The 15006-nt window shown below is 45.7% G+C and carries 11 protein-coding genes; 2 read left to right on the top strand and 9 right to left on the bottom strand.

Annotation, left to right across the window (positions count from 1 at the left end):
• The first annotated feature begins 34 nt into the window (after window positions 1–34).
• A complete protein-coding gene (locus tag ACO05P_RS11320) occupies window positions 35–1867 on the top strand; it encodes an alpha-amylase family glycosyl hydrolase (protein WP_421750961.1) in 1833 nt (610 codons plus the stop codon).
• Between the two features lie 64 nt (window positions 1868–1931).
• On the opposite strand, the gene ACO05P_RS11315 is transcribed toward ACO05P_RS11320, so the two are convergent.
• The 9 genes from ACO05P_RS11315 to pfkA all read right to left on the bottom strand — a co-directional run bounded on the left by ACO05P_RS11315 (window position 1932) and on the right by pfkA (window position 14201).
• On the bottom strand, window positions 1932–3740 hold the full coding sequence (locus ACO05P_RS11315; protein ID WP_421750959.1) for an MFS transporter: 1809 nt from the start codon (window positions 3738–3740) through the stop codon (window positions 1932–1934).
• An 11-nt stretch (window positions 3741–3751) separates the two neighbouring features.
• Entirely contained in the window at window positions 3752–5122 is a 1371-nt protein-coding gene (locus ACO05P_RS11310) for an alpha-amylase family glycosyl hydrolase (protein ID WP_421750957.1), read from the bottom strand.
• A gap of 7 nt (window positions 5123–5129) precedes the next feature.
• Entirely contained in the window at window positions 5130–7457 is a 2328-nt protein-coding gene (locus ACO05P_RS11305; RefSeq protein WP_421750955.1) for an alpha-amylase family glycosyl hydrolase, read from the bottom strand.
• A gap of 149 nt (window positions 7458–7606) precedes the next feature.
• Window positions 7607–8290 carry a formylglycine-generating enzyme family protein gene (locus ACO05P_RS11300; protein WP_421750953.1) on the bottom strand — a complete coding sequence of 228 codons (684 nt, stop codon included), beginning with the start codon at window positions 8288–8290 and terminating at the stop codon, window positions 7607–7609.
• Window positions 8291–8359: 69 nt separating this feature from the next.
• Window positions 8360–10645 (bottom strand): family 65 glycosyl hydrolase domain-containing protein, encoded by a 2286-nt coding sequence (locus ACO05P_RS11295; RefSeq protein WP_421750951.1) that lies wholly within the window; start codon window positions 10643–10645, stop codon window positions 8360–8362.
• 7 nt (window positions 10646–10652) lie between these two features.
• Window positions 10653–11312: a beta-phosphoglucomutase gene (gene pgmB / locus ACO05P_RS11290; protein WP_421750949.1), complete on the bottom strand. Its 660-nt coding sequence runs from the start codon at window positions 11310–11312 to the stop codon at window positions 10653–10655.
• Window positions 11299–12180 (bottom strand): N-acetylglucosamine kinase, encoded by an 882-nt coding sequence (locus ACO05P_RS11285; RefSeq protein ID WP_421750947.1) that lies wholly within the window; start codon window positions 12178–12180, stop codon window positions 11299–11301. The genes pgmB and ACO05P_RS11285 overlap by 14 nt, the downstream gene beginning before the upstream one ends.
• Window positions 12181–12212: 32 nt before the next feature.
• The gene (gene gap / locus ACO05P_RS11280; protein ID WP_421750945.1) at window positions 12213–13205 is read right to left on the bottom strand and encodes a type I glyceraldehyde-3-phosphate dehydrogenase; all 993 of its coding nucleotides are present in this window, start codon (window positions 13203–13205) and stop codon (window positions 12213–12215) included.
• Between the two features lie 12 nt (window positions 13206–13217).
• Window positions 13218–14201, bottom strand: coding sequence for a 6-phosphofructokinase (pfkA, locus tag ACO05P_RS11275; RefSeq protein WP_421750943.1), 984 nt, complete (start codon window positions 14199–14201; stop codon window positions 13218–13220).
• Between the two features lie 102 nt (window positions 14202–14303).
• Here pfkA and ACO05P_RS11270 point away from each other — a divergent pair, with 102 nt between their 5' ends.
• Window positions 14304–15005: an NUDIX hydrolase gene (locus tag ACO05P_RS11270; protein ID WP_210760146.1), complete on the top strand. Its 702-nt coding sequence runs from the start codon at window positions 14304–14306 to the stop codon at window positions 15003–15005.
• Window position 15006 lies beyond the last annotated feature (1 nt).

Here is a 15006-nt window from a genome sequence, read left to right as displayed (position 1 = left end):
TAATATTGTGGGCAAGTTAAAATCACTTTTCTGCATGAAAACTGCTCAAAATCATAGTTTTTGGATTTTCTTATCGACAATTTTGTCATTTAGCCTCTTCGGGCAAAGCCACTTTTACCCTCCGCATTGGTTTAGTGGATTGCAAGAAACGCAGCTCGAAATCATGGTTTACAATCCCAAGGGTTTTGGAGATTCGCCTAAAGTTGAGCTCCCATCAGGCCTGCAGGCGACCTGGCATCAATTGGAGGGAGCGGTTGGAAGCGCCCATTACCTGTTTATCGATTTGGATTTAGCTACTTTTCAAGGCAATGCCTTCGATATCCGAATCAATGGCAAGAAGTACCAATATCAAATTAAGGAGGCCTCAAGTCATCAGCCCCAGCCCTTAAATCCTGCGGATGCCATTTATCTGATTACCGCCGATCGTTTCGCTAATGGAGATCCGGGTAATGACCATCCCAAGGACATGAATGAAAAGAAGTACGGTCGGGAACACGAATTTGGTCGCCATGGAGGTGATTTACAAGGAGTGATTGATCATCTGGATTACATTCAGGATTTGGGTTTTACGGCCACCTGGACCTCGCCGGTTATGACCAATGATGAGTTCAAGGAGAGCTATCACGGTTATGCTATTACCGACCATTATGAGGTGGACCCTCGTTTAGGGGATGCCCAGACCTTTCGTGCCTATGTAGATGAATCCCATAAACGGGGTATGAAGGTGATTTTAGATGTGGTGTACAATCACAGTGGTTCGCAGCATTTCTTAAATCTCGATCCCCCGGATTCGGCTTTCTTCCATTACGATATGCGCAAGACGCGCAGTAATTTCCGGGCCGTTAACCGGATGGATCCCCACGTATCTAAGGCCGATCTCAAGAAATTTGGCGAAGGTTGGTTTGACGATCATATGCCGGATATAAATCAGCAGCAGCCCGAGTTTGCCAATTACCTTATTCAGAATTCCCTCTGGTGGATATTAGAATATGGTTTGGATGCATTCCGTATTGATACCTATGCCTATCCCGATCAGGATTTTATGGCGGAGCTGGCTCGAAGAATTAAGTTAGAGCGTCCTAGCTTTTTCATCTTCGGCGAAATTTGGGTGCATTTCCCGGAAGTGCAATCCTACTTCGCAGGTGGTAATCCTTTCAACAAATACAATTCGCAATTAGATGCAGTTACTGATTTTCAATTTCGCTATGCCTTAAAGGAAAGTGTTGATAATCATCAAAGTTGGACTGGTGGTATTGCCAAGCTGTATTATCGCTTGGCCGCTGATCATATGTACAAGAATCCTTCGAACTTGATCACCTTTATGGATAATCATGATGAGCCGCGCATCTTTGGCGAGCTGCATGAAGATACGGCCAAGATGAAAGTAGCCCTGGGGATTTTATACACCATGCGTGGAATTCCTTGTACTTATTACGGCACCGAAATCTTGATGAAGGAAACCAAAAATCACGGAGTGATTCGCGAAGATTTTCCCGGTGGTTTTGCCGGTGATGCCATTAATAAATTCGAAGCTCAAAACCTGCAAGGCAGAGAAGCCGATTTCAATCAATATTTGCGACAATTACTAAAATGGCGGGCGCAGAGCTCAGCAATTACCCAGGGTTCCTTCCTGCATTTTGTGCCTGAGAACGACGTTTATGTTTACTTCCGAATGGTGGAAGGTGAAACTGTAATGGTGGTGGTAAACAGTAATGCTAAAGATAGCAGATCGGTAGACCTCAATCGATTTCGAGAGGTGTGGCCGGTAGTGGGTGAAGCCAAGGATGTATTAAGTGGGGAAATAGCCCCGATTGATAGCTTAGAAATGCCGGCAATGTCAATCCGGATTTTCAGTCGTAAGCCTTAAAAAATCGCAAAAGCACAGAGAAGGGAATTCCTTCGCTTCTCTGTACCAATGCGACAACTCCTGTTTAGTTGGTACTTTTCTTTAGGGCGTCTTCTTCCCTGAGTTTAATGATTTCCGCTTCTCCGAATAAGGGCTCCTTTATGCGCAGAGTAAGCAGAGCTGCAATTACAAATAGTACTCCACCAAAGGCCAGATAGTAAATCGCGTAATTGTTGAAGAAGGCGTGTACAATAGGCCCGCCAACCAAGGCATTTACAATCTGAGGAATCACAATAAAGAAGTTGAATATGCCCATATATACTCCCATTTTGGCGGGAGGTAAACTGTCGATGAGCAGGGCATAAGGCATGGTTAAAATACTGGCCCAGGCAAATCCAATTCCGATCATGGGGAGCAGTAAATAAGTGGGATCGTGAATAAAGAGCATGGAAATCAAGCCCAAACCACCGGCCAATAAGGATATGATATGCACAAATTTTCGACTGGTTCGAATAGCGATAAAGGTGATTAAAAAGGCAAAGAGGGTTGCGATGGCATTGTAAGTTCCAAAAAGAACTCCGGTCCAGTCACCCCCCAATTCATGTTGCACCTTAACTCGCTTATAAACAAGGCTGGTTTTTAAATCTTGATTAAAGCTGAATTCATTTTCGTCCAATAAATAGCTGAGAATATCCGAATCACGCATTAGTTCGGATGGAGTACTCTCTTCAATTTGACTGGCAAATTTGCCGGGTTTGCTGTTTAGTGCTTCTGCAACACTTTCCTCAAGTTCTTGATCGGAAGCAAAAAAACCATTGGCGAAAAGCCCCGCCTGACTAGAATTCACAAAGTAATTACCCTCTTGTGCTTCAATGTTTTTAAAATTCTCAATCAATTTAGCTTGATCCTCGGCCTCCTTTTCATCGGCAGGAATAGGCAGAGATTCCAGTTTGTTAAGCGCTAATTGATAGGCCTCCTCATCTACTTCTACATCATAGGCGTTTTGGGAGATGGCGACAGTAGTAAATACCCACATGGTGAAGAGTGCAAACCAGGAGAAGAATTGCACCAAGCCCAGTCTGCGCATGCGCTTGGGCATTTTCCAGGCATCTTTGAAAATATCACTCATCGGTGATTTCTCCAGACCATCGCTATCCTCTATCCCTTGAAAGCGCGCAAAGTCTTCAGGAGGATATTCCTTGGTGGTGATAATGGTGTACAGTATGGTGCCCATTAAAATGATCGCTCCTATGTAGAAGGACCAAACTACGTTCATCGCAACATCTCCGCCCTCGGGCGTGTTGGAGATCCCAAACCAATTGCTGAGGATATAGGGTAAGAAGGAACCTAAAATAGCACCCAATCCAATCAATATCGTTTGTACGCTAAAGCCCAGGGTACCCTGACTTTTGGGGAGCATATCCCCAACCAGGGCCCTAAAGGGTTCCATGGAAATATTAAAGGAGACATCCATTAAGGCCAAAAAGCCAATGCCAATCCACAGGATGGCTGAGATACCCAGAAAGTCTACGGCCGACATGCCTTCGCCGGCAATGATATTCGAATTGGGTAAAAAGATTAATCCTAGTGAAGCAAGTAGGGCCCCGATGAGGAAATAAGGTTTACGTCGACCTAATTTGCCCCAGGTATTATCGCCCATATGCCCAATAATAGGCTGAACAATTAATCCCGTTAAGGGGGCTACAATCCAAAACCAACTTAAATGGTGAACATCCGCACCATAATTAGCCAGAATCCGACTGGCATTACCATTTTGTAAACCAAAGCCCATCTGGATTCCCATAAAACCCATGCTGAGGTTTATGATGGACCCCAGGCCTAATTTGGGCTTTTCAGCTCCTCCAGTCGAGGTATTTTGACTTGCTACACGCATGAGATGGGAGCTTAATTATTTACAAGAATCAGGAAGTCGTGGCCGTTCAGACTATGCGCCTTTGAGGCATCCACACTTTCGTCATTCATGTAGTTTTTCAAATTGCCGGCATCAGAAGCTAATTTGATTTCAGCCGCCTCTTCACCAAAGTTCATGTAGAAGATAACTTGCGCATCACCTTTGCTTCGGCTATAGGCATATACATTGGGATTACCCGTTTCAATGATCTCTAGCTCACCTTGCTCCGCGCCATTGATTAAGGCAGGATGACTGGCTTTTAAGGCCAAAACTTTTTGGTAGAAGGGATACTGACTTTCGTCGCTCCAATTAATAGTGTCTTTTTCAAAGAAGGCCAAACGCTTGTTTAAGCCTGCTTCCTGTCCGCTGTAAACTAAGGGCATGGAACGTTTCATACCCGCACAAAGCACGAAGTAATTATGCACATTAGCACCCATGCGCTCGTAGGCAGTACCATTCCAGCTATTTTCATCGTGATTGGTCACGAAATTCATACGGAGGTCTGCAGCAGCATAAAGGCTATCTTCTTTACTGAGGTAATTGTTCAAATGGCTAAAGTCCATTTCGCCTTTGGCAATCTCATTCATAATGTGATGCATCTCCCAACCATAGGTCATGTCGAAAGCGCTGTGGAACTCTGGCCCTTCGGCTTCAGCCAACATAAATACCGGCTTAAGTGAATCCAAAGCCCGGCTAGTCTCATTCCAAAATTCCATCGGTACCATCATGGCAACGTCGCAACGGAAGCCATCTACATCCGCTTCTTTTACCCAAAACTGCATGGATTCTTTCATGGCGGTCCATAAGCCCTTTTCATCATAATTTAAATCGGCCACATCACTCCAATCGGCAACGGGCGGAATAATGGCTCCGGTAGAGTCGTGAGTGTACCATTCGGGATGCGATTGCGTCCAGGGATGATCGAAGGCGGTATGATTCGCTACCCAGTCCAGAATAACTTTCATATCCCGGGCATGCGCTTCATTTACCAAAGCCTTGAAATCTTCTAGAGTACCGAAATTGGGATTTACCGCGGTATAATCTGAGATCGAATAGTAGCTTCCTAAACCACCTTTGCGATTTTCTTTCCCGATGGGCTGCACCGGCATAATCCAAAGCACTTTAATCCCCAATTCTTTTAAGCGATCGAGATGCTCACTAAAAGCATTAAGGGTGCCCTCGGGAGTATACTGGCGGATGTTTACCTCGTAAATGCTGGCATGTTCAGCCCAGGCTGGGGTCGTCTTGCCTTCGCTTTTGGCGGTTTCGGTGTTGGCAGTAGTACTCTCCTCGCTAGGGGCCGGAGTATTTTGACAAGAAGCCAAAAAGATGGCGGCTAATAATAGGCTGGTAATCTTCTTCATAGTAGGTTTAATAGTTGGCTAAAATTTGATAGGATAATCCCTTGATTGGAGCCAAGCCGGCTCGTTCTAAATTGTCTTCTACCAGTCCGTTTCGAACGGTATTTAAGCTGCGTTTCACCTCCATTTCAAACGGGAGCTCCAAGGCTTGTTGTTCTTCAGAGAGGTTAAATATGAAGGCGATGCTTTGCTCAAAATAATCGCGACGGATAATTAGTAAAGGTCCTTCTACATAGCAGGTAGTTTGACCGTAAAGCAAGGGCATTTCCTCGCTACGTAGTTTGTTCAGCTCTGCCACCTGGGCAAATAGCAGACTTTCATTTTTATTCCAATCCTCAAAAACCATCATGCGACGGTTATCGGGATCATTGGCGCCGGGCAGTCCAATTTCATCACCATAATAAATACAGGGAATACCAGGTACGCTGTAATTAAAGGCATGCAGCATGGCCAGTCGTTTGTAGGCTTTAGGGCCGGCTTCCGGAATATCGCGATCCCAGCCAGCCAGCTTGGCATCTTCATCAAAACGCACATCGCCATTGGCATAGGAAATAAAGCGCGCCCGATCTTGATTTCCAGAAATATTCCCCATTAAATGATGGTAGCCGTAGGTGCTTAAACCGGCTTCGAGTACCGATTTTAAGTTGGCCAGGTTTTCACTGAGGGCAAAGGTATTTACGGCGGCATCGTAGAGATTAAAATCGAACTGGGCATCCAACATCCCGGTAGAGATATAGCTGTTTATCAATCCCGGACTGCCATAGGTTTCGCCAATTTGATACACAGGTTCTGAGCGCAATTTGCGAATGCGATAGGTGAGGGTACGCCAATATAGCTCGTCGATGTGTTTGGTCGCATCATGGCGGAAGCCGTCTAATTCATAATTCTTTAACCAAAAGAGGGCCGAATCTACCAAGGGGTCTACTACCTCATAGCGGCGTAAGTCTAAGGTGGGCAGATGATCATCAAACCAGGTGGTTAACCTTTGCTCATCCCATTTTTCGGTATTCTTGGTGCCATCCGGCAGATAAAGCGGGGTGGCCCAATCTTTATGCTGCTGATAAATGGGGTGATTGATATGCACATGATTGGCAACGTAATCCAGGATCACATTGAAATTATGGGAATGCGCATCCGAAATGAGAGAGGTGAATTCCTGAGCATTGCCAAAACGATAATCAATGCGAATATTGCTGATCGGCCAATAGCCGTGATAGCCGGAAAACTTGCTCTTTACCTTACCCTTATTCCAATAACCCCAAGCATCGCTAGGGTTTTGCATGATGGGTGAAATCCAAATACTGTTTATACCTAAGCGATCGAAATACTGAGCGTCAATTTGCTTTTGGATACCGCTAAGATCACCACCATAATAATTGGCTTGGGGCTGAATGCTGGTGTCTTGCACTGGCTCATCGTTGGTTGTGTCGCCATTGGCAAAACGGTCTACCATAATAAAGTACATGCTGGCGCTATGCCAATCGTGGCGATCCAGCTGGGAGGCATATCGCACCACCTTACCATATTCCAGTGGAATCAATTGATCTTTGCCGCGGTTCTCCCCCAGGAAATGATAGATGCGGAGGTAAGAGCGTTTTTGCCTTTTTGCTTCTTCAGGAATGCGAATTATGCAGGTGGGAGGTAAATTCTTCTTGCAAATCACTTCCAAGCGACGGTTGTTCCAAAGGGCTACTAAATGACCGGCAGGATTTTGGTGCTGCACTTCCAGAACATCCCCGTTTTCCTTGATTTGAAATTCAGCCGGCTGGATAGAGTCTCCTTCTACAATCAAGATATTATTGAAACTCCCCAAGCCATTACTTACGGTTTGTTCTACCAAGGGGTCAAGAACTTCGGTGCCATCCATATAAAGCTTGTACTCATAGCGACCGGGTTCCAATTGCAAGCTTTTGGAATAAACCCCACGATGGTAATCCATCGGCTCCGAAGCCCGGTTCCAATTATTAAAAGTGCCTATGAGGTGCACTTCCTTGTCTTTACCAATGTCATTGCGATCGTAGGTAAAACTGATTTCCTTGGCCGCGGATTTTATTAAAACCAAATGCTCAGTTCCCTTACGGTGACTGATCTCAACTGTGCTGATTTTTTGATGCGGATTACCCACCAGGAGCAATTGATCAGCATCGGTACTGATATTCGCTAAACCTTCGGGTAAAACAATTTTTTCGGCTTTTAGGTCCGCCAAATAATCTCGAAGAATAATTCGAGTCGTATCTGGCTGTAGATAGATGGGGGTATAGAGCCCGCCTAATGCCACCTGGGCCTGACTGGACAAGCCAATCAGCAGGGCAAAAACTAGAATAAACGATCTTCTCATAGTAGGTCCTTGAGAACAAATATAAACAACTGTGTAAAATGTACACTTATAAAATAAGACTCCAGAAAGGTAAGGGGATTAATTCCAATGCTGGCAAAGCAAAAGCCTTCTTTTCGAGCCTTGATGCTAATTTAGAATGCTAAGCGATTTTAAAGACTTTGAGCAATGCGGAAGCCTAAATCGTCAATCTTAAAACTATGGGGATGGCTACGCCTACGATTCGTAGCTAAAATCCCGCGTTCCGGGTCACACCAACCGCCACCTCTAATAATGCGATAGCTACCATACACTTCCTCATCGTACAAATCGCTGCACCATTCCCAAACATTACCAAGCATATCATAGAGGCCCCAGGCATTGGGTTCTTTTAGGCCTAGCGGCTGACTTTGTCCTTGGGAATTTTCCTTATACCAGGCGATATCATCGATGGGGCCATAGCGTAATTCTGTGCTTCCGGCCTGGCAGGCATATTGCCATTCGGCTTCCGAGGCTAAGCGGTATCCTTTGGCTTTCGCCTGATAAGTCACCATTTTGTTTTCGTCTATGATATAGCAAGGGGAGAGTTCCATTTGCGTAGATAGCGCATTACAGAATAGAATGGCCTCCCACCAGCTTACATTTTCTACTGGCCTTTGGAGATCGACAAATTGTGCTGGGTTTTCCCCCAGAATAGCCTGATAGAGCTCCTGACTAACAGCGGTTTTAGCTAAGCGAAATGCATTGATTTCTACCTCCCATTTTTTCTGGATACGATCATCACGCAGGACAATGCTACCAGCGGGTATAGGTAGCATTAAAGTATCGAGCAGATTTTGGAGGGCAGACTTGTTCATTGGGATACCAAAGAAAACAAAAACAGCCCTGAAATCTCAGGGCTGTTTTCAAGCTTTTTCAGCGTTATTTTACAGGCTGATGGTTTCGCCATGCACTACCACTTCAACCGAATCACCACTAAGCTTTTCGATAGCGTGATCTTTGGTGTTGAGGCGAATCTTCAATACCGCATTACGGAAGTTGATTTTAAAGGCCAGAGATTTCCAATGCTCGGGTAAACGAGGATTAAAATGCAACTGACCATTGCGTACTCGCATGCCACCAAATCCTTCTACCACACTCATCCAGGTGCCTGCCATCGAAGTGATGTGCAGACCTTCATGAACTTCGCGATTGTAATCATCAAGATCCAGGCGCGAGGTACGTAGGTACATTTCGTAAGCCTTGTCCATTTTGCCTAAATAGGCCGCTTGTACCACATGCACACAGGGCGAAAGCGAACTTTCGTGAACGGTACGTGGTTCGTAGAAATCGAAATTGCGTTCTAATTCATCTTTGCTAAAATGATCTTCAAAGAAGTAGAATCCTTGTAAAACATCAGCTTGCTTTATAAAGCATGAACGCAGAATACGATCCCAGCTCCAGTGTTGGTTTATCGGACGTTCGCTCAGCTCCAATTCATCGGCCATGCGTTGTTCTTTGTCCAGATAGCCTTCTTGTTGCAAAACAATCCCCAGTTCCTCATTAATGGGGAAGTACACATTGCTGCTAATCTCTTGCCATTGCTTCAGTTCGCCTTCGGCATTAAAGCCGGTTTTGGCCACAATTCTTTGCATGGCGGCGGGGTCTATTTCGGCTACACGGGCATAAACTTCGGCCGCATATTCAATACACCATTTAGCTAAGTAATTGGTGTACCAGTTATTGTTTACGTTGTTTTCGTACTCGTTAGGACCGGTAACCCCGAGCATTACATATTGCTTCTTGCTTTCGCTCCAATTAAAGCGCTGGGCCCAGAAACGAGCAATGGCCATCAGTACCTCCAGCCCATATTCTGCTAGGTAGGCCTCATCGTCGAAATAGCGCACATAATTGTAAATCCCAAAGGCAATGGCACCATTACGGTGAATTTCCTCGAAGGTGATTTCCCATTCATTATGGCATTCTTCCCCATTCATGGTTACCATGGGGTAAAGAGCGGCACCATTGGTAAAGCCGAGCTTGGCGGCATTTTCGATGGCCTTTTCCAAATGATTGTAACGGTATACTAAAAGATTGCGCGCTACCTCTTTTCCGGCCGAAGCCATATAGAAGGGCAGGCAGTAGGCCTCGGTATCCCAGTAAGTAGAGCCACCGTATTTTTCGCCGGTAAAGCCTTTCGGTCCGATGTTCAATCGAGCATCTTCACCAGTATAAGTTTGGGTAAGGTGGAAGATATTGAAGCGAATTCCCTGTTGGGCTTCGGCATCGCCTTCAATGCTAATATCGCTTTGCTCCCAGCGCTGCAGCCAATCGGCTTTTTGTTCTTCCAATAAGGTTTTAAAGCCATCGCGACGGGCTTGAGAAGCTATTTCATCTGCCCTAGCTACCAAAGAATCTTTAGGGTAGTGGAAAGAGGAACAGATGGCGGCGTATTTGAACAAGCTGTATTTTTCGCTGGCTTTCGCCTGAAGGGTAAAAGCGTTTTCCGCGTATTTGTCGCGGGTACTTTCTTCGGGATAGAGCGGTAAGGGCTCACTTTCATTATGGTAGAGCTCATAGCGCATGGCGGCGGCTACCTGAAAATCGAGCTTCTTAGTGCGGGCTTTAATCACCGCTTTTTGGGTAGCTACATTTTCTTCGAGGCCTTCCCAGAATTTCTCGTCGTAATTCGAATCGTGGTTCTCTACATCAAAATCTAGGTAAGGGATAATTTCCACCGGTACATCGCCGCCTTCAATTTTAAACTGGTAGCTGATGGCTCCAATTTCTTTGCGCTTCATGCTGATAAAGCGACAAACCTCGGCTTCGAATGTAAGGCCATCGCGGATTTCCACTTTGAAACGACGTAGGAGCAAGCCCTCCTTCATATTGAGCTCGCGGTTAAAATCCAGCACTTTCAATTGGGCTAAATCCAGTTCTACCCCATCCACGCGAAAGCGAATGCCAATCCAATTTACGGAGTTCAGCACCTTGGCAAAGTATTCCGGATAACCGTTTTTCCACCAGCCTACTCGCGTTTTATCGGGATAGTAAACCCCGCCTAAGTAGCTACCCTGCAGACTTTGTCCGCTATAGCTTTCTTCGAAATTAGCTCTTTGGCCCATAAAGCCGTTGCCAATACTAAACAGCGACTCGGAACCTTGGTGTAAGCTGGGATCCCATCGATCCTCGATGATCTTCCATTCGTCGGTTACCAGGTACTTATTATGCATGTGTATTTTAGAAATTCAGTTGGTTAATCACTTCCACCGGACTAATTTGATCCAGACCGGAAACCACAATTTCGGCATCTTTAAGAATTGCTTTGCTGCCAATGCCTACGGTTCGAAAACCACCTCTCCGAGCGGCTTCAATTCCGGCCAGAGAATCTTCGAAAACCACTAAGGATTCGGGCTCCATTTGCAGGGCCTCGGCTCCTTTGAGGAAAACCTCCGGATCGGGTTTGGATTGGCTTACAACTGTGCCGTCAATAATGGTTTGGAAGAGGGGGGTAATTTCGAGCAGATCGAGAATAAGGCGGGCATTTTTACTAGCCGAACCCAGTCCAATTGCTATATCCAATTGGGCCGATTCACGTAAAAACTCCTTGGCTCCGGGCAGGGCTTCTTCCTGTCCCATTTCGCGTACAAAGTCAAGATACCAATCGTTCTTTTGCGCCATGCGCTTTTCGAACTCCGACTCGCTTAATTTAATTTGACCCCAGTCCAATATTTTTTGGAGGGACTCACGACGACTTACGCCTTTGAGTTGTTCGTTTTCCTCTTCCGAGAAATCGATACCTAAATCCTGGGCCAGACGGTGCCAGGCCTTAAAGTGAAATTTTGCCGTATCTACAATTACTCCGTCGAGATCGAAGATAAAGCCTTTAATGGTTGCCATGGTCAATCTTATGTAAGTTCATTTTATAGCGGCGGTAATAGTCGATCAGCCCATCTACCGGGCGACGAATGATCTTTCCTTCCTGTAAATCAAAGAAATCGAGAACATCCTTCAAAACCGGAGCAAAATGATAGGCGATAGACCCTACAAAGCTAATGGGAACTTTTTGGGATTGAGAAAAGGGCAATACCTGGGTTTCGATAAACTCGCGGAAACCGTTGAATACCAATTGGTAGAAAAAGGGATGCTGGAGATGTTTATGCGCAAAAGGGGCAAAGCTGCCGAGGAATACATTGGCTCCCTGAGGAGCATATACTTTCTCCCGAATAATAACTTCATCCACCCCAAAGGTCTCTTCAAATTCGCGGCAAAGGGCATCACTCATCTGACGATAGAGATAGGCGCGTACTAGTCGTTTACCGATATAACTTGCAGATCCTTCATCACCAATAATAAAGCCGTAGCCAGATCGACCGGGTTGTAATCTTTGACCATCGTAGTACACTACATTGCTGCCCGTACCTAGGATACAGGTAATTTGAGGGAGGCCATTCCAGGTGGCATAAGCCGAGGCTCTCAAATCGTGGTCCACCTGAATTTCCGCATTGGGAAATCCGGCTTTAAGCCCACGGGCAATGATTGCATTTAATTCGGGAGTGGAGCAACCTGCTCCGTAAAAATAAACTTGATCCACCTGGCTGCCGAGCTCGGCAATCTCAGGTACCTTAATGATTTCCTTCGCCACGAATTGTTCATCGTGGAAATAGGGGTTAAAACCAATGGTGCGGATACGCTTAATTTCTTCCCCCTCGTTAGTCAGGAATACGGCATCGCATTTGGTGCTACCGCTTTCTGCGAGGTATATCATAGAACCAGTGTTTGATTGAGGCTAATCTGATCTTACAGAGAAGCCATTTTTAAGGCCATATCAGCAAGTCGGGCAGAGTATCCGGCTTCATTGTCATACCAACCTACAACTTTGGCCATATTGCCGTTTACGTTGGTTAAATCGGCGTCAAAAATACAACTATAGCTACTGCCCACGATATCAGCGGATACGATTGGATCTTCGGTGTATTCGAGAATACCTTTCAAATAGCTGTCGGCTGCTTCTTTGATGGCCGCATTAATTTCTTCTTTGCTGGCTTCCTTAGCCAACTCCACGGTTAAGTCGGTTACCGAACCGGTTGGGGTAGGCACGCGCAATGCGAAACCATCCAGCTTACCTTTCAATTCGGGGAGCACCAGTCCTACGGCCTTAGCGGCACCAGTTGTAGTAGGGATAATGCTTAAGGCAGCTGCACGGCTTCGACGTAAATCGCTGTGAGGGGCGTCTTGTAAACGCTGGTCAGCAGTATAGGCATGGGTAGTGGTCATAAAACCTTTTACAATGCCAAACTTTTCCTGCAGAACCTTAGCCATAGGGGCTAAGCAGTTGGTGGTACAAGAGGCATTACTGGCAATCACGTCAGAAGCTTGTAAGTCCTCATCATTTACACCTAATACCACGGTTTTCACTCCTCCTTTAGCAGGAGCGCTCAATAATACTTTTTTGGCGCCCGCCTGACGGTGTAATTCCATTTGCTCGGCGGATCGGAAAATTCCGGTACACTCTAAAACCAGATCTACACCTAAATCGCCCCAAGGTAATTTGGCCGGGTCGCGCTCTGCAAAAAGCTTAATGCTGTGATCACCAACCACCAGGGTGTCACCTTCCAGGCTTACCGCCTGAGGAAAACGACCGTGAATAGAGTCGTACTTTAATAAATGCGCCAGGGTTGCGGGATCCGTAAGATCGTTAATGGCAACAACTTCAACATCGTCTTTGGCGATAAGATTGCGGAAGCTCAAACGGCCGATACGACCGAATCCATTAATGGCGATTTTTTTCATTGCTTGATTTTTTTAAGATGCTAATATTTTAAGAATGCGATTCAACTCCATGTCGAGTTTTGCTTTGCTGCGAATGGCTTCTTCAAAAGGCAAATAGGCCAGTTGATTGTTTACGATACCGATGGCTTCGCCTCTGCGACCATCCAATAAACTTTCGATGGCGGCCACACCCAGGCGGCTGGCTAAAACCCGATCGGTACAGGTGGGGGAGCCCCCTCTTTGTAAATGCCCCAGAATGGTGATTTTAGATTCCCATTGCGGGTAGCGATCCTTAACTGCGGCAGCGATTTCTTGAATGCTCCCCATTTTATTGCCCTCCGAAACCAGAATAATCCGGTTGGTTTTATTGTTGGAAGCGCCTCGCTCTAATTCGGCGAATAGGTCGATCATGGGATTCTCCTCTTCGGGGAAAATCACGTCTACTGCTCCTGAGGCAACACCGGCTCGCAGGCCGATAAAGCCAGAATCGCGACCCATTACTTCCACTAAAAAGAGACGGTTATGAGATTCGGCCGTATCACGAATACGGTCTACACATTCGATAACTACATTACAGGCGGTATCGAAGCCGATGGTAAAATCGGTGCCTGCCAAATCATTATCGATGGTACCCGGTAAACCCATTAAGGGGAAGTCGAACTCTTCACTGAAGTACATGCCTCCGGTAAAGGTTCCGTTACCACCAATAAGCACCAGGGCGTCAATACCATGGGCCTGTAGGTTATCGTAGGCACGTTTGCGACCTTCTTTGGTTTTGAATTCTTCGGAACGAGAGGACTTTAAAATAGTGCCTCCGCGGTTTAAGATTCCTTTCACCGAGCGGGCATTCAATTCCAAAATTTGATTTTCAATCAAACCTTGATATCCCTCGTAAATCCCAAAAACTCGCTTTCCGTAATGATTACCAGCTCTAACTACCGCACGGATAGCGGCATTCATGCCCGGGGCATCGCCTCCGGAAGTCAGAACTCCAATAGAATTTATTTCCTTTGCCATTCCTTTAAAACTGACCAGACAAACTTAGTGTATTTTTTACACTTGGGGAATTTTTTCTTATTTTGTTGACCCTAAACAAGGTTCAACCACAATACTTAGACCGTGAGCGAAACTCTCAAGAATGTTAATCCGAACGTATCGGTAGATTGCGTAGTATTTGGTTTCGATAATGAGAAGTTAAACATTCTTCTTATCGAGCAAAAAATGGCCAATAAAGAAAAGGTGCAGTTCGCCTTACCAGGTGATTTGATCGTAGATGATGAAGGCCTGGACGATGCCGCCAATCGGGTTTTAAGTGAAATCACCGGAATTTCTGGAGTGTTCTTACGACAGTTTAAGGCCTTTGGTGATCCCAATCGGGTTAGTGATATCAAGGATTTGGATTGGTTGAAGAATTATCGTCAAAATCCACAAGCGCGAGTAATTACTGTGGCTTACCTTTCTTTGGTTAAGATGGACGATTTCCAGCCGGAAGCATCATCCTTCGCGGAGCGCGTGTTTTGGCAGGAGTTAGACAGTTTGCCTTCCCTGGCTTTCGACCACAATCAAATTTTAAGTGAAGCTTTGGATCGCTTGCGCGATGATTTTGTGAATCACCGTACGGGCTTCGAATTACTACCCGAAATGTTCACCTTGGGGCAGATTCAAAAGCTCTACGAGATCATTCTGGGTAAGGAATTGGATAAGCGAAACTTCCGCAAAAAAATCCTCAAGGAGAAATTAGTATCGGCTACTAATCAAAAGCAAACCGGAGTATTGCATAAACCGGCTATCCTTTATACTCTCAATCACGAGAATATTTAAA

It is taken from the genome of Croceimicrobium sp., from assembly GCF_965228705.1.
Taxonomy (GTDB): domain Bacteria; phylum Bacteroidota; class Bacteroidia; order Flavobacteriales; family Schleiferiaceae; genus Croceimicrobium.
This window is presented reverse-complemented; position numbering and strand designations above follow the sequence as displayed.

Excerpts from the sequence above, each read along its gene's own strand:
- ACO05P_RS11320 (WP_421750961.1), top strand. The coding sequence starts at position 35 with ATGAAAACTGCTCAAAATCATAGTTTTTGGATTTTCTTATCGACAATT.
- ACO05P_RS11315 (WP_421750959.1), bottom strand. The coding sequence starts at position 3,740 with ATGCGTGTAGCAAGTCAAAATACCTCGACTGGAGGAGCTGAAAAGCCC.
- ACO05P_RS11310 (WP_421750957.1), bottom strand. The coding sequence starts at position 5,122 with ATGAAGAAGATTACCAGCCTATTATTAGCCGCCATCTTTTTGGCTTCT.
- ACO05P_RS11305 (WP_421750955.1), bottom strand. The coding sequence starts at position 7,457 with ATGAGAAGATCGTTTATTCTAGTTTTTGCCCTGCTGATTGGCTTGTCC.
- ACO05P_RS11300 (WP_421750953.1), bottom strand. The coding sequence starts at position 8,290 with ATGAACAAGTCTGCCCTCCAAAATCTGCTCGATACTTTAATGCTACCT.
- ACO05P_RS11295 (WP_421750951.1), bottom strand. The coding sequence starts at position 10,645 with ATGCATAATAAGTACCTGGTAACCGACGAATGGAAGATCATCGAGGAT.
- pgmB (WP_421750949.1), bottom strand. The coding sequence starts at position 11,312 with ATGGCAACCATTAAAGGCTTTATCTTCGATCTCGACGGAGTAATTGTA.
- ACO05P_RS11285 (WP_421750947.1), bottom strand. The coding sequence starts at position 12,180 with ATGATATACCTCGCAGAAAGCGGTAGCACCAAATGCGATGCCGTATTC.
- gap (WP_421750945.1), bottom strand. The coding sequence starts at position 13,205 with ATGAAAAAAATCGCCATTAATGGATTCGGTCGTATCGGCCGTTTGAGC.
- pfkA (WP_421750943.1), bottom strand. The coding sequence starts at position 14,201 with ATGGCAAAGGAAATAAATTCTATTGGAGTTCTGACTTCCGGAGGCGAT.